The sequence below is a fragment of the uncultured Massilia sp. genome (assembly GCF_913773735.1).
Classification (GTDB): domain Bacteria; phylum Pseudomonadota; class Gammaproteobacteria; order Burkholderiales; family Burkholderiaceae_D; genus Telluria.
The window spans coordinates 100,353-125,352 of record NZ_CAJYEB010000003.1 but is presented as its reverse complement, the minus strand read 5'-3'; the positions used below and the strand labels follow the sequence as shown (position 1 = coordinate 125,352).

Annotated in this window: 25 protein-coding genes and 1 tRNA gene; 20 read left to right on the top strand and 6 right to left on the bottom strand. The window is 69.1% G+C overall.

All coding sequences use genetic code 11. The features are described 5' to 3' along the window. The first annotated feature begins 231 nt into the window (after positions 1-231). The 10 genes from QZ749_RS01825 to QZ749_RS01780 all read left to right on the top strand — a co-directional run bounded on the left by QZ749_RS01825 (position 232) and on the right by QZ749_RS01780 (position 11,626). The gene (locus tag QZ749_RS01825; protein ID WP_296942628.1) at positions 232-675 is read left to right on the top strand and encodes a YchJ family protein; all 444 of its coding nucleotides are present in this window, start codon (positions 232-234) and stop codon (positions 673-675) included. Positions 676-695: 20 nt separating this feature from the next. Continuing rightward, positions 696-2,303 carry a carboxyl transferase domain-containing protein gene (locus QZ749_RS01820; RefSeq protein ID WP_296942627.1) on the top strand — a complete coding sequence of 536 codons (1,608 nt, stop codon included), beginning with the start codon at positions 696-698 and terminating at the stop codon, positions 2,301-2,303. A 10-nt stretch (positions 2,304-2,313) separates the two neighbouring features. Beyond that, complete coding sequence (locus QZ749_RS01815; RefSeq protein ID WP_296942625.1) at positions 2,314-3,099, top strand: enoyl-CoA hydratase/isomerase family protein; 786 nt, start codon at positions 2,314-2,316, stop codon at positions 3,097-3,099. A 19-nt stretch (positions 3,100-3,118) separates the two neighbouring features. Continuing rightward, positions 3,119-4,462, top strand: a complete 1,344-nt coding sequence (gene bioA / locus QZ749_RS01810; RefSeq protein ID WP_296942623.1) for an adenosylmethionine--8-amino-7-oxononanoate transaminase — start codon at positions 3,119-3,121, stop codon at positions 4,460-4,462. After that, entirely contained in the window at positions 4,459-5,652 is a 1,194-nt protein-coding gene (bioF, locus tag QZ749_RS01805; protein ID WP_296942621.1) for an 8-amino-7-oxononanoate synthase, read from the top strand. Before bioA ends, bioF begins: the two co-directional genes overlap by 4 nt. Further along, entirely contained in the window at positions 5,649-6,485 is an 837-nt protein-coding gene (gene bioD / locus QZ749_RS01800) for a dethiobiotin synthase (RefSeq protein ID WP_296942619.1), read from the top strand. Before bioF ends, bioD begins: the two co-directional genes overlap by 4 nt. Next, positions 6,464-7,534, top strand: coding sequence for a biotin synthase BioB (gene bioB / locus QZ749_RS01795; RefSeq protein ID WP_373896768.1), 1,071 nt, complete (start codon positions 6,464-6,466; stop codon positions 7,532-7,534). Before bioD ends, bioB begins: the two co-directional genes overlap by 22 nt. A gap of 126 nt (positions 7,535-7,660) precedes the next feature. Continuing rightward, positions 7,661-9,697, top strand: coding sequence for an acetyl/propionyl/methylcrotonyl-CoA carboxylase subunit alpha (locus QZ749_RS01790; RefSeq protein ID WP_296942615.1), 2,037 nt, complete (start codon positions 7,661-7,663; stop codon positions 9,695-9,697). A gap of 77 nt (positions 9,698-9,774) precedes the next feature. Then, entirely contained in the window at positions 9,775-10,704 is a 930-nt protein-coding gene (locus tag QZ749_RS01785; RefSeq protein WP_296942614.1) for a glyoxylate/hydroxypyruvate reductase A, read from the top strand. 13 nt (positions 10,705-10,717) lie between these two features. Further along, the gene (locus QZ749_RS01780; RefSeq protein WP_296942612.1) at positions 10,718-11,626 is read left to right on the top strand and encodes a hydroxymethylglutaryl-CoA lyase; all 909 of its coding nucleotides are present in this window, start codon (positions 10,718-10,720) and stop codon (positions 11,624-11,626) included. 56 nt (positions 11,627-11,682) lie between these two features. Here the strand turns inward: QZ749_RS01780 and QZ749_RS01775 are convergent. Further along, positions 11,683-11,759: transfer RNA gene (locus QZ749_RS01775), tRNA-Pro, on the bottom strand. 111 nt (positions 11,760-11,870) lie between these two features. On the opposite strand from QZ749_RS01775, the gene QZ749_RS01770 reads away from it, so the two are divergent. From QZ749_RS01770 to QZ749_RS01760, 3 genes are all read left to right on the top strand, one after another. Further along, positions 11,871-12,503 (top strand): hypothetical protein, encoded by a 633-nt coding sequence (locus QZ749_RS01770; protein WP_296942610.1) that lies wholly within the window; start codon positions 11,871-11,873, stop codon positions 12,501-12,503. A gap of 38 nt (positions 12,504-12,541) precedes the next feature. Beyond that, positions 12,542-13,126 carry a TetR/AcrR family transcriptional regulator gene (locus QZ749_RS01765; RefSeq protein ID WP_296942608.1) on the top strand — a complete coding sequence of 195 codons (585 nt, stop codon included), beginning with the start codon at positions 12,542-12,544 and terminating at the stop codon, positions 13,124-13,126. Positions 13,127-13,210: 84 nt separating this feature from the next. Beyond that, the gene (locus QZ749_RS01760; RefSeq protein WP_296942606.1) at positions 13,211-13,783 is read left to right on the top strand and encodes a DUF308 domain-containing protein; all 573 of its coding nucleotides are present in this window, start codon (positions 13,211-13,213) and stop codon (positions 13,781-13,783) included. Between the two features lie 110 nt (positions 13,784-13,893). Here QZ749_RS01760 and rsmI read toward each other — a convergent pair whose 3' ends face one another. Then, a complete protein-coding gene (rsmI, locus tag QZ749_RS01755) occupies positions 13,894-14,799 on the bottom strand; it encodes a 16S rRNA (cytidine(1402)-2'-O)-methyltransferase (protein WP_296942604.1) in 906 nt (301 codons plus the stop codon). Positions 14,800-14,972: 173 nt separating this feature from the next. Here rsmI and QZ749_RS01750 point away from each other — a divergent pair, with 173 nt between their 5' ends. The 7 genes from QZ749_RS01750 (at position 14,973) to QZ749_RS01720 (ending at position 20,029) form a co-directional block, all read left to right on the top strand. Continuing rightward, positions 14,973-16,178: a penicillin-binding protein activator gene (locus QZ749_RS01750; protein WP_296942602.1), complete on the top strand. Its 1,206-nt coding sequence runs from the start codon at positions 14,973-14,975 to the stop codon at positions 16,176-16,178. A 1-nt stretch (position 16,179) separates the two neighbouring features. After that, a complete protein-coding gene (locus QZ749_RS01745) occupies positions 16,180-16,539 on the top strand; it encodes a YraN family protein (RefSeq protein WP_296942600.1) in 360 nt (119 codons plus the stop codon). Positions 16,540-16,595: 56 nt separating this feature from the next. Continuing rightward, complete coding sequence (locus tag QZ749_RS01740; RefSeq protein WP_296942598.1) at positions 16,596-17,192, top strand: phosphoheptose isomerase; 597 nt, start codon at positions 16,596-16,598, stop codon at positions 17,190-17,192. Further along, positions 17,182-17,829 carry a BON domain-containing protein gene (locus QZ749_RS01735; RefSeq protein ID WP_296942596.1) on the top strand — a complete coding sequence of 216 codons (648 nt, stop codon included), beginning with the start codon at positions 17,182-17,184 and terminating at the stop codon, positions 17,827-17,829. Before QZ749_RS01740 ends, QZ749_RS01735 begins: the two co-directional genes overlap by 11 nt. A 65-nt stretch (positions 17,830-17,894) precedes the next feature. Next, positions 17,895-18,413, top strand: a complete 519-nt coding sequence (locus tag QZ749_RS01730; protein ID WP_296942594.1) for a peroxiredoxin — start codon at positions 17,895-17,897, stop codon at positions 18,411-18,413. 204 nt (positions 18,414-18,617) lie between these two features. After that, the gene (locus QZ749_RS01725; RefSeq protein ID WP_296942592.1) at positions 18,618-19,256 is read left to right on the top strand and encodes a hypothetical protein; all 639 of its coding nucleotides are present in this window, start codon (positions 18,618-18,620) and stop codon (positions 19,254-19,256) included. A gap of 80 nt (positions 19,257-19,336) precedes the next feature. Beyond that, entirely contained in the window at positions 19,337-20,029 is a 693-nt protein-coding gene (locus QZ749_RS01720; RefSeq protein WP_296942590.1) for an MgtC/SapB family protein, read from the top strand. Between the two features lie 6 nt (positions 20,030-20,035). Here QZ749_RS01720 and QZ749_RS01715 read toward each other — a convergent pair whose 3' ends face one another. The 4 genes from QZ749_RS01715 to QZ749_RS01700 all read right to left on the bottom strand — a co-directional run bounded on the left by QZ749_RS01715 (position 20,036) and on the right by QZ749_RS01700 (position 24,883). Next, positions 20,036-22,027, bottom strand: coding sequence for a helicase-related protein (locus tag QZ749_RS01715; RefSeq protein WP_296942588.1), 1,992 nt, complete (start codon positions 22,025-22,027; stop codon positions 20,036-20,038). A 76-nt stretch (positions 22,028-22,103) separates the two neighbouring features. Further along, positions 22,104-22,403: a hypothetical protein gene (locus tag QZ749_RS01710; RefSeq protein WP_296942586.1), complete on the bottom strand. Its 300-nt coding sequence runs from the start codon at positions 22,401-22,403 to the stop codon at positions 22,104-22,106. A gap of 2 nt (positions 22,404-22,405) precedes the next feature. Continuing rightward, positions 22,406-22,699 carry a hypothetical protein gene (locus QZ749_RS01705; protein ID WP_296942584.1) on the bottom strand — a complete coding sequence of 98 codons (294 nt, stop codon included), beginning with the start codon at positions 22,697-22,699 and terminating at the stop codon, positions 22,406-22,408. A gap of 21 nt (positions 22,700-22,720) precedes the next feature. Next, positions 22,721-24,883: a TonB-dependent siderophore receptor gene (locus QZ749_RS01700; protein WP_296942582.1), complete on the bottom strand. Its 2,163-nt coding sequence runs from the start codon at positions 24,881-24,883 to the stop codon at positions 22,721-22,723. Positions 24,884-25,000: the final 117 nt, after the last annotated feature.

Genomic DNA, 25,000 nt, shown 5'->3' with positions numbered 1-25,000 from the left:
CCGAATCGGGTTTCTTGATGGACCTTTCTTAAAATCGGGCTCTGACCCCGGCTCTGACCCCGGTTTGAGGTTTCGCAAAATAATTCGGCTGGGTTTTCTAGACGGTTCAATTTATTTTCGGCAAAAAATGGCTGCAGATGAGGCAACTGCGGCCAACGTGCGGCCATCTCGCCAAACCGGATTCGGCGCACGGGCTGCCTGATGGCCAGGAAATGGCGGATAATTGCCGCCATGCCCACCCCTGCCCAACACCCTCCCTGCCCCTGCGGCGGTCCCGCCATCATGCGCTGCTGCGGTCCGTACATCGCCGGCGCCGAGCTGCCACCGACCGCCGAGGCGCTGATGCGCTCGCGCTATACCGCCTTCAAGATGCAGCAGGAGGATTACCTGCGCGACACCTGGCATCCGAGCACCCGTCCCAGCGAGCCCATCGTGGACAAGAAAGAACATATCCAATGGCTCGGACTTGAGATAAAATCTTCTTTACGTTTACGTAAACGTCAAGCAGACCAGCCGGAAGATCCAGACAAGGACACCGTCGAGTTCGTCGCACGCTACAAGGTGAACGGCCGCGCATACCGCCTGCACGAAATCAGCCGCTTCGTGCGCGAGCCCGATCCTGCCGTTGGCGGCAAGATGCGGTGGTTCTACCTGGACGGCACTTTCCCAGATTAAGAAAGAGACCAGGAGACGCAATGCCATCCATCGAGAGCAAACTGAACCCGCGCGGGGAAGACTTCAAGGCCAACGCCGCCGCCATGCAAGCCCTGGTCGACGACCTGCGCGCGAAAGTCGCCGCCGTCGCGCAAGGGGGCGGCGAGGCGGCCTGCGCGAAGCACGTCGCGCGTGGCAAGCTGCTGCCGCGCGAGCGCGTGGAGATGCTGCTCGATCCCGGCACGCCCTTCCTGGAACTGTCCCAGCTGGCGGCCTACCAGATGTACGACGGCGCCGCCCCGAGCGCCGGCATCATCACCGGCATCGGCCGCGTGGCGGGCCAGGAATGCGTGATCGTCTGTAACGATGCCACCGTCAAGGGCGGCACCTACTACCCGATGACGGTCAAGAAGCACCTGCGCGCCCAGGAGATCGCCGAACAGAACCAGCTGCCCTGCATCTACCTGGTCGACTCGGGCGGCGCCAACCTGCCGAACCAGGACGACGTCTTCCCCGACCGCGACCACTTCGGCCGCATCTTCTACAACCAGGCCAACCTGTCGGCGCAGGGCGTCCCGCAGATCGCTGTCGTGATGGGCTCGTGCACCGCCGGCGGCGCCTACGTGCCGGCGATGAGCGACGAGTCGATCATCGTCAAGGAACAGGGCACGATCTTCCTCGGCGGCCCGCCGCTGGTGAAGGCCGCGACCGGCGAAGTGGTGTCGGCCGAGGACCTGGGCGGCGGCGACGTGCACACGAGGTTGTCCGGCGTGGCCGACCACCTGGCGGTGGACGATACCCACGCGCTGGCGCTGGCGCGCACGATCGCCGCGAACCTCAACCGCACCAAGCCCCGGCAGGGCGTGGTGCGCGAATCCGCCGCGCCGAAGTACGCGCCGGAAGAACTGTACGGCGTGATCCCGGTCGACACCCGCAAGCCGTTCGACGTGCGCGAGGTGATCGCGCGCATCGTCGACGGCAGCGAGTTCGACGAGTTCAAGGCGCGCTACGGCACGACGCTCGTGTGCGGCTTCGCCCACATCTTCGGCATGAAGGTGGGCATCATCGCCAACAACGGCATCCTGTTTTCCGAGTCCGCGCTGAAGGGCACGCACTTCATCGAACTGTGCTGCCAGCGCAAGATCCCGCTGGTCTTCCTGCAGAACATCACCGGCTTCATGGTCGGCCGCAAGTACGAGAACGAAGGCATCGCCCGCAACGGCGCCAAGATGGTGACGGCCGTCGCGACGGCCGCCGTGCCCAAGTTCACCGTGATCATCGGCGGCTCCTTCGGCGCCGGCAACTACGGCATGTGCGGCCGCGCGTTCTCGCCGCGCTTCTTGTGGATGTGGCCGAACGCGCGCATCTCGGTGATGGGCGGCGAGCAGGCCGCGTCCGTGCTGGCCACCGTCAAGCGCGACGGGATCGAGGCCAGGGGCGGCCAGTGGACGCCCGAGGAAGAAGCCGCGTTCAAGCAGCCGATCAAGGACCAGTACGAGCACCAGGGCCACCCCTACTACGCCACCGCGCGCCTGTGGGACGACGGCGTCATCGACCCGGCCGACACGCGCATGGTGCTGGGCCTGGGCTTGTCGGCCGCGCTCAACGCGCCGATCGAAGACACGAAGTTCGGCGTATTCCGCATGTGAGGAGAGGAAGATGGATTACCAGACCTTGACCGTCGCCATCGACGGCCGCATCGCCCACGTCACGCTGGACCGCCCGGAACTGCGCAACGCCTTCAACGAGCAGGCCATCGCCGAGCTGGCCCTGGCCTTCGACGCGCTGGGACGCCACGAACTGGTGCGCGCCATCGTCCTGCAGGCGAACGGGCCGGCCTTTTGCGCCGGCGCCGACCTGAACTGGATGAAGAAGATGGCCGGCTACTCGAACGAGGAAAACCGCGCCGACGCCATGCGCCTGGCCGACATGCTGCGCACCATCTACCTGTGCCCGAAACCCGTGGTCGCCAAGGTGCAGGGCGACTGCTACGCCGGCGGCATGGGCCTGGTGGCCGCCTGCGACATCGCCGTCGGCGTCGATACCGCCAGCTTCTGCCTGTCGGAAGCCAGGCTGGGCCTGATCCCGGCGACGATCTCTCCCTACGTCATCAAGGCGATGGGCGAGAACGCGGCGCGCCGTTACTTCCTGACCGCCGAACGCTTCGACGCGCGCGAGGCGCACCGCATCGGCTTCGTGCACGAGGTCGTGGCGGCAGCCGACCTCGACGCGCGCGTCGCCGCGCTGGCCGACGCGCTGGCCAAGAACAGCCCGAACGCGGTGCGCGCAGCCAAGACCCTGGTGCGCGACGTCGCCGGCCAGCCCGTCACGCAGGCGCTGCTGGACGACACGGCCGAACGCATCGCCGCCATCCGCGCCTCGCTCGAAGGGCGCGAGGGCGTCGCCTCCTTCCTCGAAAAACGCCGGCCATCCTGGCTGGACTAGCACAACCCCGGAACCCATCTTGAAGCAGAACACCACCTCCTCCGACTGGATCGCGCGCAGCCTGCGCAGCGTCTGGCATCCATGCACGCAAATGCAGCACCACGAAGAGGTGCCGCTGATCGCCGTCAGCCACGGCAAGGGGCCGTGGCTGTACGACCATGAAGGCCGGCGCTACCTGGACGGCATCAGCTCGTGGTGGGTGAACCTGTTCGGCCACGCCAACCCGCGCATCAACGGCGCGCTGAAGGACCAGCTGGACAGGCTGGAGCACGCGATGCTGGCCGGCTTCACCCACGAGCCGGTGGTGGAACTGTCGGAAAAGCTGGCCGCGCTCACCGGCCACAACCTGGGCCACGCCTTCTACGCCTCGGACGGCGCCTCCGCGGTCGAGATCGCGCTCAAGATGAGCTTCCACTACTGGCGCAACGCCGGCCATCCGGCCAAGCAGGAATTCGTCTGCCTGCAGGGTTCCTACCACGGCGAGACGATCGGCGCGCTGGCCGTCACCGACGTCGCCCTGTTCAAGGACGCCTACGGCCCGCTGCTGCGCGCGGCGCGCACGGTGGCCTCGCCGGACGCGCGCAACGCCCGCGACGGCGAATCGGCCCGGGACGTGGCGCAGCGCGCCATCCGCGACGTGGAAGCCCTGTTCGCCGAACGCGCGGACCACATCGCCGCCATCATCGTCGAGCCGCTGGTGCAGTGCGCCACCGGCATGGCGATGCACGATCCGCTCTACCTGCAGCGCCTGCGCGAGCTGTGCGACAAGCACCACGTGCACCTGATCGCCGACGAGATCGCGGTTGGCTGCGGACGCACCGGCACCTTCTTCGCCTGCGAGCAGGCCGCCATCTGGCCCGACTTCATGTGCCTGTCGAAGGGCATCAGCGGCGGCTACCTGCCGCTGTCGCTGGTGCTCACCACCGACAAGGTCTACGAAGCCTTCTACAGCGAGGACGTCACGCGCGGCTTCCTGCACTCGCACTCGTACACGGGCAATGCGCTGGCCTGCCGCGCCGCGCTGGCCACGCTGGCCATCTTCGAGGAGGACGACGTGCTCGCGCGCAACCGCGCTACCGCCACGCGCCTGACGCTGGAACTGGCGCCGCTGCTCGACCACCCGCGCGCGACGCACTTCCGCCAGCGCGGCATGATCCTGGCGTTCGACGCGGTCGAGCCCGACCCGGCGCGCGCCGCCACCTTCGCGCGGCGCTTCTTCACCGGCGCCGTCGAGAACGAACTGCTGCTGCGCCCGATCGGCCGCACGGTCTACCTGATGCCGCCGTACGTGCTCGACGAGGAAGAGATCGTCGGCCTGGCCGCGCGCACGCGCCAGGTGTTCGAAGCGGTGATCGCGGCATGACGACGGACCTGCTTGCCGACGTCCGCGGCCAGCTCGACGCGCTGGCCGCGCGCAGCCTGGTGCGCCGGCGCCGCACGGCCGAGACGCCGTGCGCGCCGCGCCAGGTCGTCGACGGCCGCGCCATGCTGGCGTTCTGCAGCAACGACTACCTGGGCCTGGCGGCGCATCCGCGCGTGGTGGAGGCGCTGCGCGAGGGCGCGTCGCTGTACGGCGCCGGCAGCGGCGCCTCGCACCTGGTGTCGGGCCACTCGCGCGCCCACGCGCTGCTCGAGGAGCGCCTGGCCGCCTTCGCGGCGCCGCACCTGGCGTCGGCGCGCGCGCTGTACTTCTGCACCGGCTACATGGCCAACCTGGCCGTGCTGACGGCGCTGGGCGGCGCCGCCGACGCGGCGATCTTCTCGGAAGCGCTGAACCACGCCTCGCTGATCGACGGCGCGCGCCTGGCCCGCGCCGGCGTGACGGTCTACCCGCACGGCGACACCGCGGCGCTGGACGCCCAGCTGGCCGCCAGCACGGCGCGCACGAAGATCGTCGTCACCGACAGCGTGTTCAGCATGGACGGCGACCTGGCGCCGCTGCCCGCGCTGCTGGCGCTGTGCGAACGCCACGGCGCCTGGCTGGTCGTCGACGACGCCCACGGCTTCGGCGTGCTGGGAGAACACGGCCGCGGCGCGCTCGAGCATTTCGGGCTGCGCTCGCCCCACCTGGTCTACGTCGGCACGCTGGGCAAGGCGGCCGGCGTCGGCGGCGCCTTCGTCGCCGCGCACGCGGACGTGGTCGAACTGCTGGTGCAGCGCGCCCGCCCCTACATCTACACGACGGCGGCGGCGCCGGCGCTGGCGCATGCGCTGCTGGCCAGCCTCGACATCATCGACGGCGACGAGGGCCGCGCATTGCGCGCGCAGCTGCGGGCGGGCATCGCCCAGTTCGAGCGCGAACTGCGCCTGGAACGCTGGCGCCGTCCCGCGTCGCACACCGCGATCCAGCCGATCGTCATCGGCGCCAACGACGAGGCGCTGGCGGTGTCCGCCGACCTGCACGCGCAGGGCCTGTGGGTGCCGGCGATCCGGCCGCCGACCGTGGCGCCGGGCACGGCGCGCCTGCGCGTGACCCTGTGCGCGGCGCACCTCGACACCGACGTCGCGCAACTGACTTCCGCACTCAATCGCCTGGAAAGGAGCCGAGCATGAGCCTCAACGACCCCGTCAACGCCCCCGAACGGACCGGCGCCGCCGAACCGGGCGTCGGCTTCGCCGAGCCGTCCGCCACGACCGCCCCGAAGACCGTCGAGGTGCCGGCCGCGCTGGCCGCCGAAGGCATCCCGACACGCTTCGCCTGCTTCGTCACCGGCACCGACACCGAGATCGGCAAGACGCTGGTGGCCAGCGCGATCCTGCACAAGCTGGTGCAGCGGGGCCAGCGCGCCTGCGGCATGAAGCCGATCGCGGCCGGCGCGGAAGAACGCGACGGCGAACTCCACAACGACGACGCCGCCATGCTGCGCGCGGCCGGCAACGTCAACCTGCCGCAGCACATCACCACGCCGTTCATGCTGCGCGAACCGTGCGCGCCGCACATCGCCGCGGCGCTGGAACACGTGACGATCGGCCCGGTGCCGATCATGACGGCCTACGCGGAAATCCTGGCGGCGTCGGACGCCACCGTGGTCGAAGGCGTGGGCGGCTTCTGCGTCCCGTTCTCCGACGACTTCGACAGCGCCGACCTGGCGGTGGAGCTGAACCTGCCGGTGATCCTGGTGGTCGGCCTGCGCCTCGGGTGCATCAACCACGCCCTGCTCACCGCCGAAGCCGTCGTCGCGCGCGGCCTGGTGCTGGCCGGCTGGGTCGCCAACCAGGTCGACCCGGCCATGCGCTTCGTGGACGAGAACGTCGCCGCCCTGGCGCAGCGCATGCCGGCCCCGCTGCTGGGCCGCGTGCCGCGCCTGGACCAGCCCACGGCCGCCGCCGCGGCCGCCCATATCGAACTCGCGGGCCTGCCGGGATGGCCGGCCACGCGCACCTAGAACCCGAAACAAGGAAGCCCATGTCCCAAGTCCTCACCCTTCATCCTCCGGTCGCCCCGGTCACCCTGCCCAAGGACGCCACCTGGCCCCTGCAGGACGTGCTGGCCCTGTTCGACCTGCCGCTGCCGGAACTGATGTTCCGCGCGCAGCAGGCGCACCGCGCCAACTTCCCGGACGGCGACGTCGAACTGGCCACCCTGCTGTCGATCAAGACCGGCGGCTGCGAGGAAGACTGCGGCTACTGCCCGCAGGCGGCACGCTACGATACCGGCGTCGAAGCCAAGAAGATCCTCGATCTCGACACCGTGCTGGCCGCCGCCAGCGAAGCCAAGGCCAAGGGCGCGACCCGCTTCTGCATGGGCGCCGCCTGGCGCAGCCCGAAGGAACGCGACATGGAAAAGGTCGAGGCCATGGTGCGCGGCGTGAAGGCGCTGGGCATGGAAACCTGCGCCACGCTGGGCATGCTCGAAGACGGCCAGGCCGAGCAATTGAAGGCCGCCGGCCTGGACTACTACAACCACAACATCGACACCGCGCCCGACTTCTACGGCGACGTGATCTCGACGCGCGAGTACCGCGACCGCCTGGACACGCTGGGCCGCGTGCGCAACGCCGGCCTGAAGGTCTGCTGCGGCGGCATCGTCGGCATGGGCGAGACCCGCGCGCAGCGCGCCGGCCTGATCGCCCAGCTGGCCAACATGAACCCGTACCCGGAATCGGTGCCGGTCAACCACCTGGTGCAGGTCGAGGGCACGCCGCTGCACGGCCTGCCGCCGCTGGACCCGATCGAATTCGTGCGCACCATCGCGGTGGCCCGCATCACGATGCCGCAGGCGCGCGTGCGCCTGTCGGCCGGCCGGCGCGAGCTGGGCGAAGCGGTGCAGGCGATGTGCTTCATGGCCGGCGCCAACTCGATCTTCTACGGCGACAAGCTGCTCACCACCGACAACCCGGAAGCGAACGACGACCGAGCGCTGCTGGAAAAGCTGGGCCTCAAGACGCGCGCGACGACGCTGGAATCGGCGCCGAAGGAGCGTTGCGGGTGCTGATACCCGTCGCCCCGGCGCAGGCCGGGGTCCAATGTCGCGTCGCGGCACAGCGTGCAACTTGGGCCCCGGCCTGCGCCGAGGCGACGCAAGCGATTTTCATAAAATTCAAAACAGACGAGACACCACATGTTCACCAAGATCCTCATCGCCAACCGTGGCGAAATCGCCTGCAGGGTCGCCGCCACCGCGCGCCGCCTGGGCATCCGTACCGTAGCCGTCTATTCGGAAGCCGACGCCGGCGCCAAGCACGTGGCGGTGTGCGATGAAGCGATCCTGCTGGGCCCCGCCCCCGCGCGCGACAGCTACCTGCGCGGCGACCGCATCATCGAAGCCGCGCGGGCCAGCGGCGCCCAGGCCATCCACCCGGGCTACGGCTTCCTGTCGGAGAACGCCGAGTTCGCGGAGGTCTGCGCCGCCGCCGGCCTCGTGTTCATCGGCCCGCCGGCCGGCTCGATGCGCGCGATGGGATCGAAGTCGGCCGCCAAGCAGCTGATGGAAGGCGCCAACGTGCCGCTGGTTCCGGGCTACCACGGCGACGACCAGGATCCGCAGCTGATCCAGCGCGAGGCCGACCGCATCGGCTATCCGGTGCTGCTCAAGGCCAGCGCCGGCGGCGGCGGCAAGGGCATGCGCGTGGTCGAGCGCTCCGAAGACCTGCAGGCCGCGCTGGCCTCGTGCAAGCGCGAAGCGATTTCCTCCTTCGGCGACGACAAGGTGCTCGTCGAGAAATACCTGACCCGCCCGCGCCACATCGAGATCCAGGTGTTCGCGGACACGCACGGCAACTGCGTCTACCTGCACGAGCGCGACTGCTCGGTGCAGCGGCGCCACCAGAAGGTGCTGGAAGAAGCGCCGGCGCCGGGCATGCCCGCCGAGCGCCGCGCCGCGATGGGAGAAGCGGCCGTGGCGGCGGCGCGCGCCGTCGGCTACGTCGGCGCCGGCACCGTCGAATTCATCGCCAACCAGGACGGTTCGTTCTACTTCATGGAGATGAACACGCGCCTGCAGGTCGAGCACCCGGTGACGGAAATGATCACGGGGACCGACCTGGTCGAATGGCAGCTGCGCGTCGCCGCCGGCCAGCCGCTACCGAAGCGGCAGGACGAACTGGCCATCCATGGCCACGCGATCGAGGCGCGCGTCTACGCCGAGAATCCGGAAAAGGGCTTCCTGCCCTCGACCGGCACCCTGCGCTGCATGGACACCCCGGCCCACGCGGCGTTCGCACTGGGCGGCGACGCGGCCGCGCCGGCCGCCGTGCGCATCGATTCCGGGGTGCGCGCGGGCGACGCGATCTCGCCGTTCTACGATCCGATGATCGCCAAGCTGATCGTCTGGGGCGCGGACCGCGAGCAGGCGCTGGCGCGCATGGCGCAGGCGCTGGCCGAATTCCACATCGTCGGCCTGGCGACCAATATCGCCTTCCTCAAGCGCCTGGTCGAGGGCGACGCGTTCGCCCGGGCCGACCTCGACACCGGCCTGATCGAACGCAACCACGCCAGCCTGTTCCCGCCCGCGGCGCCGGCGCCGCTGGACGCGCTGGCGCTGGCGGGCGTGTTCCTGGCCGCCTCCGGCAACCCCGCCTCCCCGGCGGCCAACCCGGCCGATCCGTGGGCCGGCACGCACGGCTGGCGCATGAACGGCAGCTACCGCCGCGTGCTGTCGTTCGCGGACGAATCCAGCGCCGCGGCCGGCGGCGACAATGCCTACCGCATCGGCCTGACCTATGGCCGCGACAGCTGGACGCTGGATGCGCAAGGCGCGTCGCACGCACTGCAGCTGGTGACGGACGACGGCGGCAGGCTGGCGATCCGCCTGGACGGCCGCGCGGTGCGGGGCACCGTGCGGCGCGACGGCGACGTGCTGCACGTGTTCTGCGGCGGCGCGCACCACCAGCTGGCGTGGAACGACCCGCTGGCCCATGCCGGCGAACACGAGGCCGCGGGCGGACGCCTGACGGCGCCGATGCCGGGCAAGGTCGTGGCGGTGATCGCCGCGAACGGCCAGGCCGTCAAGAAAGGCGAGCCGCTGGTGATCATGGAAGCCATGAAGATGGAACACACGATCGCTGCGCCGAGCGACGGGCTGGTGGAAGAGGTCCTGTACCAGGTGGGCGACCAGGTGGCGGACGGGGCGCCGCTGCTGGCTTTCAAGGCAGCATAGGGGTCAGAGCCCGGTGTTGCTTTTCAAAGGGCTCTGACCCCGGTGTTCAGCCACCAACGACAATAACGGAGACCACCATGCGCATCCTGCTGTACCGCGGCGACGGCGACATCGCCCCCTGGGCCGCCGACTTCGCCGCCGCCCTGCCGCACGTCGAGATCGTCGCGTGGCGCGAAGGCGTGCCGACCCCGCCCTGCGACTACGCCGCGATCTGGGCGCCGCCGCCGGCCCTGCTGGCCGACCTGGCCCACGTGAAGGCGATCTTCCTGATGGGCGCCGGCGCCGACGCGCTCCTGAAGTTCGGCGCGGCGCTGCCGGACGTGCCCATCGTGCGCCTGGGCGACGCCGGCATGGGCGAGCAGATGGCCGACTACGTCGCCGGCGCCGTGCTGCGCTGGTTCCGCCGCTTCGACGACTACGAGCGCCAGGCGCGCGCCGGCAGCTGGCAGCCGCTGCCGCCCCGGCGCAAGGAAGACTTCAGCGTCGGCGTGCTGGGGCTGGGCAAGCTGGGCGTACCGGTGCTGCGCACGCTGCGCCAGCTCGGCTTCCCGGTGCGCGGCTGGAGCCGCACGCCGAAGGACCTGCCGAACGTGGCATGCTTCGCCGGCCTGGATGCGCTCGACGACTTCCTGGCCGGCACCCGGGTGCTGGTCTGCATGCTGCCGCTCACGCCGGAGACGACCCACCTGCTCGACCGCGCGCGCCTGTCGCGGCTGCCGCAGGGCGCCTACCTGGTCAATGTGGCGCGCGGCGGCCTGGTGGCCGAACCGGACCTGCTGGCGCTGATCCGCGAAGGCCACGTCGCCGGCGCCATGCTGGACGTGTTCCGCAACGAGCCGCTGCCGGCGCCGCATCCATTCTGGAACGAACCGCGCATCGCGATCACGCCGCACGTCGCGGCGGTGACGCTGCGTACGCAAGCCGTGCAGCAGATCGTCGCCAAGATCGCGCTGCTGGAACGGGGCGAGCCGGTCGCCGACGTGATCGACCGCGAACGTGGATACTGACAAGGAGACAAGCATGAACCTGCCGCACAACGTGAAGATCGTCGAAGTGGGCCCGCGCGACGGCCTGCAGAACGAGAAGGAAAACGTCGGCGCCGCCGTGAAGATCGAACTGGTCGACCGCCTGTCGCGCGCCGGCTTCGCCAACGTGGAGGCGGCGTCCTTCGTGTCGCCGAAGTGGGTGCCGCAGATGGCGACGAGCGGCGAGGTCATGGCCGGCATCGCGCGCCGTCCCGGCACGATCTATTCCGCGCTGACGCCGAACATGCAGGGCTTCGAGGCGGCGCTGGCGGCGCGCGCCGACGAGGTCGTGATCTTCGGCTCGGCCTCGGAAGCGTTCTCGCAGAAGAACATCAACTGCTCGATCGCGGAATCGATCGCGCGCTTCGAGCCGGTCGCGCGCGCCGCCAAGGAACACGGCCTGCGCCTGCGCGGCAGCATCAGCTGCTCGTTCGGCTGCCCCTACCAGGGCGAGGTGCCGCTCGGGGCCGTGGCCGACGTGGTGGGACGCATGCGCGACCTGGGCTGCGACGAGATCGACATCGCCGACACCATCGGCGTCTCGACCCCGCGCAAGACCCAGGCCGTGATGGAGACGGCGGCGCGCGCCTTCGCGCTGGAGCGCATCGCCGGGCACTTCCACGACACCTACGGCCAGGCGCTGGCGAACATCTACGCCAGCCTGGAAGTGGGCGTGGCGATCTTCCACGCGTCCGTCGCGGGCCTGGGCGGCTGCCCCTACGCCAAGGGCGCCACCGGCAACGTCGCCACCGAGGACGTCATCTACATGCTGGACGGGCTGGGCATCGAGACCGGGATCGACCTGGCGCAGGTGGTCGACGCGGGCGAATTCATCTCGCGCCACCTGGGCCGCAAGGGCGCGAGCCGGGCGGGCAACGCGCTGCTGGCCAAGCGCGCCGGCTGATACGGCGCGGAAATGACAAAGGCCGACGATCGCTCGTCGGCCTTTGTCGCTATACTTGGTCGGAGTACAAGGATTCGAACCTTGGACCCTCTGGTCCCAAACCAGATGCGCTACCGGGCTGCGCTACACTCCGAAGACGGCCATCATAACCTTCGGACGATGCCCCGGTCAAGGAAAGCGCCGCAAATGCGCGTGCACCCCGCGCGATTGCGGCTTTCCGGCACAACCCTCGATGGGACGCGACGTGAATGCCACTTTCGACATCTTCCACGGCGGCGCGCCGGGGCCGCGGCGCCGCCAGCTCGCCCGCATCGGCGCCGGCATCGCGCTGTCGCTCGTGTTGCACGCCGTGCTGCTGGCCGTCCACCGCCAGCCGGCCGCGCCCGTCCTGCCCGCGCCCGCGGCGCCGCTGACGGTGCGCCTGCGCCCGCCGCCGGCGCCGCCCGTGCCCGCCGTGCGCGCGCCGGTGCCCGCCGGACCGGCACCCGCGCCCAGGCCGGCGCCGCGGCGCCAGGCGGCCCCGCGGCCGTCCACCGCCGTCATCGCCGTCGATCCCAGCATCCGCCGGTCCAGCGGCGACACTTATACGGTCGAGCCCGCACCCGCGCTGCCGGCGCAACCGGAGCCGCCGCCCGCACCCGGGTTCGACCTGGACGCCGCGCTCAAGACGGCGCGCAAGGTCGCGAACGCGCCGGATCCGGCCAGGGTGGGCACCGCGCTGGAACGCCTGCCCAAGCCGCCGCTGCAGACCGAGAGCAAGTTCGAACGGGCGATCAAGTCGGCCAGGCGGCGCGACTGCAGGGAGGGCGTGCAAGGCGGCCTGCTGGCGCCGATCTTCCTGGCGATGGACAAGAAGGACAGCGGCTGCAAGTGGTAGCGCTTGACCGCCAGCCTACCAACAGGTAGGATGGCCGAATGAAGACATCCTCCCCGACTTCCGATGCCATCCTGGCGCATGCCCGCACGCTGATCGCGAGCGGCGGCTACAACGGGTTCAGCTATGCCGACATCGCCGAGGCCGTCGGCATCCGCAAGGCCAGCATCCACCACCATTTCCCCGCCAAGGCCGACCTGGTGCGCACGCTCGTCGCGCGCTACCGCGAAGACGTGGAAGCGGGGATCGCGCAGCTCGAGCGCGGCGTGCCGGAACCGCTGGCCCAGTTGCAGGCCTATGTCCGCTACTGGGAAACCTGCCTGGCCGACGGCAGCATGCCGTACTGCGTGTGCGCGATGCTGGGCAGCGAACTGCCGCTGCTGCCGCCGGAAGTCGCGCTCGAGGTGCGCGCCCATTTCCGGTTCCTGTCGGCGTGGCTGGCCTCGGTGCTGGAACGCGGCGTGCGGCAGGGCACGATCCGGCTGGCGGGACCGGCGCGGGTGGAAGCGGAAGCGTTCATGGCCACCGTGCACGGGGCCATGCTGTCGGCCCGGGCCTACGGCGACCCGGCGATGTTCGGCATCATCCTCGCGCCGCTGCTGCAGCGTCTTCCGGCATCCCGGTAATGGCAGCGCCATGCCCCCGAGCGGGGCTTTTCATTGCATCAATCACCTACCGACTAGTAGGCAGACAACCATGAAGGAGAACACATGACGCAGTCCCATGCCAACCACGCCGGCGCCGTCCAGGAACGCTGGCTGATGCACTACTATGCGCTCCGCGCCGCCTTTTCGATCGCCTGGGTGGCGCTGGCGCTGACCCTCGGCCAGCGGCTGCCGGCCGTCGCCGCGGTCCTGCTGGTCGGCTATCCGGCCTGGGATGCGTTCGCCAACCTCGTCGATGCCCGGCGCAGCGGCGGCCTGCGCGCCAACCGGACCCAGGCCGTCAACGTCGGCGTCAGCCTGGCGACCACGCTCGCGGTGCTGCTGGCGCTGCGCGACATGCACCTGGTGCTGGGGGTGTTCGGCGCCTGGGCGATCCTGTCCGGCCTGCTGCAACTGGGCACGGCGCTGCGCCGCTGGAAGACCTCCGGCGCGCAGTGGGCGATGATCCTCAGCGGCGCGCAATCGGCGCTGGCGGGCACCTTCTTCATCGCGCAGGCGCGCATGCCGGCCATCCCGTCGATCGCCAACGTCGCCGGCTATGCGGGCGTGGGCGCCTTCTATTTCCTGGTGTCGGCGCTGTGGCTGCGCTTCGGCGCGCTGCGCGGCAGGACGGCCTAGCATCCGGCGGCGCTGGCACGTCGCCCCGGCGCAGGCCGGGGTCCAATCCGCACGCATTACGGCAACGCTCGGACATCGGGCCCCGGCCTGCGCCGGGGCGACGGCATGGCTTATGCTCTCTTGCGCTGCAGCGCCAGCTCGTACAGGGCGTTCTTCTTGCGCCCGGTGATCTGCGCCGCCAGGCTCGCCGCCTGCTTCACCGAGCACTCGGCCAGCAGGATGTCGAGGATGCGCAGCGCCTCGGCGTCGCCGGCGTCGGCATCGGGCGCCGCGCCCTCGACCAGCACCACGAATTCGCCGCGCTCGCGGTTGGCGTCGGCCTTGACCCAGGCCAGCGCCTCGCCCAGCGGGCAGCGGTGGATTTCCTCGAACAGCTTGGTCAGCTCGCGCGCGAACACGACCTGGCGCGCCGGCTCGAACACGGCCGCCAGCGCCTCGACGCAATCGACGATGCGGTGCGGCGCCTCGTAGATGACCAGGGTGGCCGCCAGCGGCTTGAGCGCGGCCAATTCCGTCTCGCGCTGTTTCGCCTTGGCCGGCAGGAAGCCGACGAAGTGGAAGCGGTCGTTGACGAGGCCGCTGGCCGAGATCGCCGCGACCGCCGCCGACGCGCCCGGCAACGGCACCACGTTCAGGCCGGCGGCGCGCACGGCGTCGACGATGCGCGCGCCCGGGTCCGACACGGCCGGCGTGCCGGCGTCGGACACCAGCGCCACGCGCTCGCCGTGGCGCAAGCGCTCGATCAGTTTCTCCGCGACTTCGCGCTCATTGTGCTGGTGCGCCGCCAGCATCTGCTTGGACAGGCCGAAGCGCGTCAGCAGCGCGCCGGTCTTGCGCGTATCCTCGCAGGCGACCACGTCGGCCAGGGCCAGCAGGTGCAATGCGCGCAGCGTGATGTCGGTGACATTGCCGATGGGTGTAGCCACCACGTACAGCGTTGCGGTAGGATAGGACTGCTGGGCAGCCTCGCCCATGACGGGAAGTTGGGCGATCTGGCTGGACTGGATAACTGTCATGTAGGGATAGGATGCTGATAAAAATTCTCAAGACGCGGACCGTCAAGGCGACCGCGCTTCTGCCGCTCTCGATGCTGGCGCTATCGATATTAACCGGTTGCAGCTCGATCTGTGTCGACCCCGACCCGAGAGTGTGCCCGCCGGGCCAGGTTTATACAAGCGGCGCGCCGCGCGTGGACGAGATTCCCGCGGGCGGGCGCGCCGTGCCCGCGCCCGTTCCCGTGCCGGCCGCCCCGGTCCGGCCGGCCGCGCCGCAGCCCGATCCCGCCGATACCGTGCGTACCGCGCCGATACAGCTGTTCGACCGCGATGCGCCGGCGCCGGCACCGGACACGCCCTCCGCGTCCGCCCTGCCGGCCGGCAACGCCGCCCCCGCCGGCGGCGTCACCCGCATCGCCTTGCTGCTGCCGATGGACTCGCCGTCGCTGGGCGGCGCGGCCGACGCCGTGCGTGCCGGCTTCATGGCCGGGGCCGAACGCGACGGCAGCGGCTTCCAGGTCGAACTGGTGCCCACCGGCGACTCGCCCGAAGATACCCTGGCCGCCTACGCGCGCGCGGCCGCCAGCCACGACATCGTCGTCGGACCGCTGGCCCGGCCCGCCGTCACCGCGCTGGTCGACGGCGGCACCGTGAGCAAGCCGACCATCGTCCTGAACCATCCGGAACAGCGCGGCGCCATCCCTCCGGGCATCCTGGTGGCCGGGCTGTCGCTCGAGGCCGAGGCGGCCCAGGTGGCCGACTGGGCGGCGCGCGAACATCCGCAGGGCCGCGCGCTGATCCTGGTCGGCAACTCGACCTGGTCCCAGCGTTCCTCGGGCGCCTTCGAGGCGCGCTGGAACGCGCTGGGCCGCACCAGCCAGCGCTTCGCGGTGCCGTCCGCCGGCGGCCGGGTCGAGCCGTCGACGATCGATTCCCTGCGCGACCGCCTGGAAGTCGATCCGCCCGACCTGCTGTTCGCCGCCCTCGACGTCATCGAGCTGCGCCAGCTTGCCGCCCACGACGGCGCCCAGGCCTGCACGGCGATTCCCTGCTACGGCGGGTCTTCCATCAACCCGGGCCGCACGCCCGGCGTGGGCGCGCCGGAACTGAACGGCGTGCGCGTGGTCGACATTCCCTGGCTGGTACAGCCGGACAATAGCGCCGTGATGAGCTATCCGCGCCCCGACGAGAGCGCCCGGCCGCTGTACATGAGCCGCCTGTATGCCCTCGGCATCGACGCCTTCCGCGTGGCGCGCGAAGTCGCGCTGCGTCCCGCCGCCCCGTTCACCATCGACGGCGTCACCGGCCGCTTGCGCACCGACGGCGCCGGCCTGCAGCGCAGCGAAGCCGCGGCCGTCTACCGCGACGGCGATTTCCGCCCGGCCGACAGCGGCGGCTGAGATGTGGCCGACCCGCCTGTCGCGCAAGCAGGAACAGGGTCGGCAAGGGGAAGAAACGGCACTGGCGTATCTTCGACGCCACGGTCTTGTCTTGATCGAAGCAAATTTCCGATGCAAGCTGGGCGAGATCGATCTGATCCTGCGCGACGGCGACACGCTCGTGTTCGTCGAGGTGCGCCAGCGCGCGGCGGGCGCCCAGGTGGGGGCCGCCGCCAGCATCGGCCCCGCCAAAATCCGCCGCATCGTGCGCGCCGCGATGTGCTACCTGCAACGCTTCGCACGGATGCCGCCGTGCCGCATCGACGTCGTCGCGATCGATGGCAACCATGTCGAGTGGCTCAGGAATGCCATTGAAGTGTAAGCATTTTTTTCCGCAGTTGCTCGTCGTCCATGGGCACTGCACTATAATCTTCGACCATGAATACTCAACGCATCCTCGCCCACTTCCAGGAAAGCGCCGAACTGAAAATGAAGGCGGCGCCGCTCCTGGCACAACCGATTTCCCAAGCCATCGAACTGATGTTCAATGCGCTTTCCAACGGCAATAAGGTCCTGGCCTGCGGCAACGGCGGCTCGGCCGGCGACGCCCAGCACTTCGCTGCCGAACTGGTCGGCCGCTTCGAGCGCGAGCGCTTCCCGCTGCCGGGCATCGCGCTGACCACCGACACCTCGATCATCACCGCGGTCGGCAACGACTACAGCTTCAACGAAATCTTCAGCAAGCAGGTGCAGGCCTTCGGCCAGGCCGGCGACATCCTGCTGGCGATCTCGACCTCCGGCAATTCCGGCAACGTCGTGGCCGCCGTCGAAGCGGCGCTCGAGCGCGAGATGCGCGTCGTCGCGATGACCGGCAAGGATGGCGGCAAGCTCGGCCGGATGCTGACCGACGCCGACGTCCACATCAACGTGCCGCATTCACGCACCGCACGCATCCAGGAAGTGCACCTGGTCGCGATCCATAGTATCTGCGACGGCCTCGACGTCGCCCTGTTCGGAGAAGAAGATGCAAATTGAAGCCGGCTCCCTGCTGCGTCCCCTGTCGAAGGCCGTGCTGTGCGTGGCCCTGCTGTCCTCGCTGAGCGGCTGCATCGCCGTCGTGGCCGGTGCCGCCGTGGGCGGCGCCGTCGCGACGGCCGACCGCCGCACGCTGGGCGCGCAGACCGAAGACAAGGCGATCGCGGTGAAGGCCGAAGCCGGCATGGGCGAGGTCACCGGCGACCTCGGCCACGTCAACGTCAACAGCTACAACCGCAAGGTGCTGCTGACCGGCGAAGTGCGCGACGAGGCGATGAAACGCGCCGTCGAGAACCGCGTGCGCGAGATCGCCAACGTCGAGAACGTGATCAACGAGCTGGACATCGCCGGCCCGTCGAGCTACACCTCGCGTTCGAGCGATACCCTGATCACCAGCAAGGTCAAGCTCAGCCTGGCCGACAAGCAGACCATCTCGGCCAACTCCTTCAAGGTCGTGACGGAACGCGGCAACGTCTACCTGATGGGCCTGGTCACCCAGCGCGAAGGCAATATCGCGGCCGACGTGGCCAAAGGCGTGTCCGGCGTCATGCGTGTCGTCAAGATCTTCGAGTACATCAGCGAAGAAGACCTGCGCGCGATGCAGCCGCAGCAGGCGCAAGCCCAGCCGCAGCGCTGACCGCGGGCAAGAAAATGGCGACGGGCATATAATGCCTCGTCGCCAATCGAGCATGCGTTGACATCATGACCTCTTCCACCTCGCGTTCCTGGATCAAGCCGGCCGCCATCGGCGCCGCCGTCCTCGCGATCGCCGGCATCGGCTTCGCCACCTTCAGCAGCCAGCAACACGCGCCCGACGTCACCTTCATCAGCATCGACGGCCAGAAGATCAGCGCGCAAGACCTGCGCGGCAAGGTCGTGATGGTCAACTTCTGGGCCACGTCCTGCGCCACTTGCGTGAAGGAAATGCCGCAGATGGTCGAGACCTACAACAAGTTCAAGGGCCAGGGCCTGGAATTCGTCGCGGTGGCGATGAGCTACGATCCGCCCAACTACGTCCTGAACTACACCGAGACCCGCAAGCTGCCGTTCAAGGTGGCGCTCGATTCGGGCGGCGACCTGGCCAGGCAGTTCGGCGACGTCGCCATGACGCCGACCACCTTCGTCATCGGCAAGGATGGCAAGATCCTCAAGCGCTACCTGGGCGAGCCGGATTTCGGGCAGTTGCATGCCTTGCTGCAGAAATCGCTGAGTTCGACGTAGCGGCTTTGGTCGGCTTCGTTTAACACCGGGGTCAGAGCCCTTTTAAAAGCAACACCGTAACACCGGGGTCAGAGCCCTTTTAAAAGCAACACCGGGCTCTGACCCCTAACCTCTGACCTACCGCAAACCCCACTGTCGCGCTTGACCCAAGCTTGACGCGCCCGCTAGCGCTGTTCCACACTTGCTCCGGCAAAGGAGATGGCCATGCGACACCTCGTCCACTATTCCCTCGTGCTGCCCTGCCTGCTGGCCGCGGCAGGCTGCAGCAGCGTCGATGCCGGCCTGCGCGATACCATCGTGCTGCATTACCAGCATGTGGCCAACGTCCACCGGATCGATTTTTCCAACCCGGTCACGCTGCCGCACCGCACCGTGCCGGCGCACTCCGTGCAGCCGCTGGCGTCGGAAGGCTTCTGGGCCGTGTTCCTGCTGTGCAGCGTCGACGCCAGCGGCGCCGGCATTCCCAGCGTCTATCTCGACGTCGATCGCCTGCGCGTCCAGTACGACGGCCAGCGCTACGGCCCGTTGCGCCCGTACACGCTGCGCATCGACGGCACGACCGACCTGAACAGCCTGCGCGACACGCCCGCACTATCCGCCGCGATCGCCGCCGAAATCGGCGAAGGCGCGCCGGCCCTGGTGTTCCGCCACGGCTTCCATCCGGAACTGGATATCCGCTTCGCCATCTACGTGCCGCGCGGCTTGCCCGGCTATTCCGGCGAGCAACTCAGCCTGCGCTACGAAGGCGGCCGCACCATGGTGCTCGGCAATGGCCACCCACCGTCGAGCATTCCGCTGGCGGGCCTGGGCGGGACCGGGATCGCATCGCACTGCCTGCCATGATGCCGATAACACAGTAGCGCCGGAGCAATTCTTTCCTGCATGCTAAGATGAAATGCTCGATGATTCATCAAGGAAAGCACATGCTTCTCGAACTTGAATTCATTGCGCGCCTGGGCCTCGCCGCCCTGCTCGGCGGCGCCATCGGCTTCGAACGCGAACGCCTGTCCTGGGCGGCCGGCCTGCGTACCCATATGCTGGTGTCGGTGGGCGCCTGCCTGTTCATGATCGTGTCCGCCTACGGCTTCATGGACGTGCTGGGCCGTGAACACGTCTCCCTCGATCCGTCGCGCGTGGCGGCCCAGGTCGTGTCGGGCATCGGCTTCCTCGGCGCCGGCTCGATCCTGCTGCGCGGCGAGATCGTGCGCGGGCTGACGACGGCGGCCAGCCTGTGGACGGTGGCCGCGATCGGCCTGGCCGTGGGCGGCGGACTGTACGTGTCGGCGCTCGGCGCGACCGTCATCATCCTGTTCATCCTGGCCGGCATCAAGCCGATGGAGCAGCGCTATTTCGCCAGCCGGCAACGGCGCGAACTGCTCATCTCGGCCGAGCGCGGACGCCTGACGCTGCACGTGCTGGAACAGGAGTTGGGACCGCTGACCAGCCGCATCAGTTCCTTCATCGTCCAGCAGAACGCCGAGTCGGGCAATACCGACGACGTGCTGATCGCGCTGTCGCGCATGTCCGAGAACGAGTTCCGCACGATGATCGACCGGGTGCGGCGCATTCCCGGCGTGATCGAAGCAGAGGCCAAGGGGCAGCGCGCGTCGCGCTGAGGCCGTTCACCAGCGCCCGCGCTCCTTCTTCGATTGGCGCTTGCGCGCCGCCGCGTTCTGCTGCTGCAGCAGCGAGTCGACACGTTCGGACGCCTCGCGCGCCAGCGCCTGCGCTTCCTCGATGCTGGGGAAGAAGTCCGGCATGCGGTAGCCGAGCCAGGCATAGGCCGAGTACATGCGGCAGGTGTCCTCGACTTCCTGCAGGTTTTTCCAGAACAGTTCCTGCGGCTGCGGCTGCAGCTTGCAGACCTTGCGTTTGGCCAGCGACTGCGCCCAGTGCGACCAGGCGCTTTCCAGCACCGGCACCCGGGTCGAGATCGGCACCAGCGACAGCGTGAACTTCTCGGCCACGCTCAGGTCCAGCGTGTCGAGCCATTCGGCGCGCTCGTTCTGCTCCTCGGTAATCTTCGGATAAAAAAAGCCGTCCGGCACGTCGATATTGTGCACGAAGCGTTTCAAGAGCTTCACCAGCGAGGTCTCGCCCGTCACCGCGGAAATCCGGTGCAGTTGCTCGATCGATGGCGCCACCGCGAAGCCGCTCGCCTTCACGGGCGGGATCTTTTCCTTCATCAGCGCGCGCACGACCTCGTGCGTGTCGTCGTCGTAGCCGGCCACGAAGCCCTCCTCGTGCACGCCGTAGCGGCCGGCGCGCCCGGCGATCTGCTTGGCCAGCGCCGCCGAAATCTCTTCCTCCTCGACGCCGTTGTATTTCACGGCCGTCGTCATCACGATGCGCTGGATCGGCATGTTCAGGCCCATCGCGATCGCGTCGGTGCCGACCACGATGTCGGCCTGCCCTTCGCGGAAACGCTCGGCCTGGGCGCGCCGCACTTCCGGCGACAGGTTGCCGTAGACGGTGGCCACCGTCAGGCCCATCTCGGTGATCATGTCGCGCCACATCAGCACGTTGCGGCGCGAGAACGCGATGACGGCGTCGCCGCGGCGCAGGTTGCGGATCTTGCGCACGGCCGACGGTTCCATCGACAGCGGCGCCTTGCGTTTCAGGACGTGCACTTCGAGCGGACACTCGAGGCGCTCGGCCAGCGCCTCGATCGCACGGCGCGCCTCGGGTGCGCCGACGAGGTAGACGACCGAGGCCGGCGCGCCGCACACGGCGGCGGTCCAGGCGGCGCCGCGGTCGCGGTCGGCCAGCATCTGGATCTCGTCGATGACGGCCACCTCGACCGGCGTGCGGGTATCCAGCATCTCGACGGTGCTGGCCACGTGGGTGGCGTTCTCGGCCAGGCGGCGTTCTTCTCCGGTGACGAGGCTCACGGCCAGCGGCTTGCCGTCGGCGCGCACCACGCCCTGCAGGCGTTCGTAGTTTTCCAGCGCCAGCAGGCGCAGCGGGGCGAGATAGACGCCGCTGCCGGCCTGGGCCAGCGCTTCCATCGCCTTGTGGGTCTTGCCGGAATTGGTGGGGCCGAGCAGCGCGACGAAGCGGCGCGCCATGCGGCTGGCCGCCTCGAACGAGGCCGGATATTCGGCCAGGTTGATGCTTTCCTTGGTGCGCGCCGCATGGCGCTCTTCGGCCTCGCGCTCGACGGCGTGGTCGAGGCGCTGGCGGATGCGTTCGAACACGTACTCGGCCGGCTCGGACGTCTCCAGTTCTTCCAGCACGTGCAGGAACAGCATCGGGTCGAAGCCGGCGTCGTCGGCGGTGTCGGCGACGGCGCGCACGAATTCCTCGGTCTCCTGGTTCAGGTCGTCGTAGGCGTCGCGCGTGGCGCGTTCGGCGAGCAGCGCGCGGCGCGCATCGAGGTCCATGCGGCGCCACTTGCTCGATTTCGCCAGCACCCCGCGCGCCGGCACCAGGCGGTAGTCGACGTGCAGGCCGTCGACGCGCACGGCGCCCGCGAAGCGCAGGAACACGCGCCCTTCGAGACGGACCAGTTCGACGCCGCGCTCGCGCAGCCGCAACTCGCGTTCGAGCAGCGCGTCGTCGTCGGCCTGGTGGTTGTCGGTGTCGTTGTCGTCGGAATGGCGGGGGTGGTTCATGGATGTGCTGCCTGATGTGTCGTTGGCAGCACTATAGCGGATACATTCCCGCTGTGTATTTCGTCGGGCCCATCGACTATTCGTCGGGATTGTCCGAGCACGCCTTGCGGCACAGCGCCTCGCGCGCCTCGCGCCGCTCGCCGAGGATCGCCGCCTCTTCCCGTGCCAGTGCTTCCAGCATCTTCGGACCGGAAGCGGACTGCCGGCGTTCCCGCAGCCGTTCCAGGCGCCGGTCGTACCGGGACAGCAGGGCATTCGGCGCTTCCGCAGCGATGCAGCGGCGCGTGCATTCCTGCGTCGTGGTGGCGCGGTCGCCCCACTGGGCGCATGCGGCCGATGAGGCCAGGGCCAGCGACAGGACGATGGATGTCTTCATGCTCATTCTTCGGGATTGCCGGCGCAGATGAGGCCGCACATGTTTTCCAGCGCGTCCTGGTGCCGTTCGCGCTCGGCGCTTTCCTCCTGCGCCACCGCCTTGCGCTTGTCCGGATCGGTTTCCGCCTGCATCCTGTCGCGGATCTGCTTCAGGCGCTGGAGATGCAGGACTTTCTTCGGATTGTCCGGATCCATCTCGATGCAGGTCCGCGTGCAATACTGGCGCGTGGTCGCCTTCTGGGCGAATGCGCCGGCGGCGCACAGGCATGCCGCCAGCAAGACAATGAGATGTTTCATGGGCTTCCTCGATGGCGACGGTTACAGGGATGTATCGAACTTGATGCCGATACGCGCATGATCGGCCGCGCCGGTCGATTGGCGCAGCAGCGCGTCCACGGTCCGGTATTCCTCGATGCGCGTGGTCGACCGGTGCAGCAGGTTGTCGAGGTTGACGGTCACCTTCGACCTGGCGTCGAGCTTCCAGCTGCCGTTGATGCCCAGCGTGCGCCGGCTCGACTGGTACACCCGCTCGCTGGCGCTGCTGCGGGTCCATTCTCCCGGCAGCACGCTGGCCTCGACGCCCAGCTTCAGCGGCGCCGCCTTGAGCGTGTAGCTGCCGCCCAACTTGGCGCGCCAGGGGGACTGGCCGTCGATGCGGTTGTCCGGTCCCGGCACGTCGCTCAGTTCCGAACGGGCGAACCCCAGGCTGCCGTGCATTTCCAGCGTGGCCAGGTCCGTCGACAAGTCCTTGCCCGCCACGCGGCCTTCCAGGTTCACGCCGCGCACGGTCGCCGTGCCGAGGTTGACGGGCCGGTAGACGTAGCGCGGCGCGCTGGCCCAGGGCACGCTGCCGAACGCGTATTCCCAGCCCGTCTTGTCCGCGATGTCGCGCGCATAGCCTTCCACCATCACCTCGCTGGCGCTGCCGATGCCGTGCGTGTACGACAGGTTCAGGCCGAGCGCGCGCTCGGGCTGCAGCGCGGGATTGCCGGCGCGGTCGGCCGTGTCGATGCCGTTGGCGCCGCACGGGCGGCCCGGCTGGCACGGCGCGAACGGGTTGATAGTCGGGTGCAGCAGCAGCTGGTCGGCGAACGGCGGCTGGAAGCTGCGCGCCAGCGACAAGCGCACCTGGCGCCTGCGGTCGCCGCCGATCTTCTTCGACAGGTGCAGCGACGGCGACCACATATTGAAATCGGCGCGGTTGCGCACCGGCCCTTCGGCGAGGTCGTAGACGCGCCGTTCGACGGATAACCCGGCGTTCAGGGCGAACGTGCGGTCGATGCGCCATTCGTCCTGCAGGAACAGGCGGCCGCTGTCCGTGCGCGTGGCGCTCTCGCGCCCGAATACGGCCAGGCTGGCGTCCTGCACGCCGTCGACGAGATCGGTGTAGGTCTTGTCGTTCTCGTTGCGCACCAGCTTGGCGCCGGCCGTGATGGCATGGCCGCCGCGCAGTACCGTGTTGAAGTCGAGGTCGACGAAATAATTGCGGCCGCGCCAGCGCTGCGCATACGTGCGCCGGCGCAGCGGCGCATCGGACCAGGCTTCCAGGCTGGGCGCATCGATCTTCACGCGCGGGCGGTTCATGTTCAGGCGCAGCGACAGCGCGCTGTCCGCATCGAGCTGGCGGGTCCATTGCAGCGGCAGCCCCCAGGTGTCCATGGTATTGCGGTTGTCGCGCTCGAGCGCCAGCAGGCGGCCGTCCTGCCAGCGGCGCCGTTCGATGCCGTCGTCGACGACGCGAAAGCGGCCGATGTCGGGGCGCAGGCTGATCTTGTTGTCCGCGTCGAGCGTCCAGGTGAATTCGCTGCTCGCGTTGACCATGTCGAGCACGTTCGAGGCGGCGCTGTCGCCCTCGAATTCCGGCACCGGCCCGGTATCGCCCACGGCGCGCGTCTCGAGGTAATGGCTGGACTTGGGCGTCTTCGTGCGCCGCGCCGACAGCGACAGGTTGTAGACGAACGGGCTGTCCGCCGCGACCTGGTTGTTCATCCACGAGACGTTCGCGCCTGCCCGCCCGCCGGTACTGGTGGCGCCCACGCTGGCCTGGCTGAAGGCCTTGCGCTCGGCCTTGCGGCGCACGATGTTGATGGTGCCGGCGATGCCGACCGGCCCGGTCGCGGCCGTGGTGGACCGGACGATCTCGATGCGCTCCACCTGCACCAGGTCGAGCGCGAACGCATCGCCCTGCGGCGGCAGGCCGTCCACCAGCACCTGCGTGTAGCCGGGCAGGCCGAGCAGGCCCAGGCGCCCGTCCTTGCCGATGCTGATCGCCGGTTCGCGGCGCAGCAGTTCGCCCACGTTCTGCACGCCGCTCTCGGCGATGCGCTGCTTGCCGATGACGATCTTGCCGGCGATGGCGTCGCGGCTCGCATCCATGTCGGTCCGGGTGCCGTTCACCGTCACCTGCTGGGGGGCCTGGTCGGTCTTGACCTGGGCCTGGGCCTGCGCCGCGCACAGCGTCAGCAGGCAAATCAATGTCATGCGCATTCGAACCATTCAAAAACAAAAGCCGCAGGTGTACCTGCGGCTTCCCGGGATCGGACAGAGGTAGTTGCTCGAATAAATAGTAGCGTCCCGCTCCCTGCGAAGTAAAGAAAA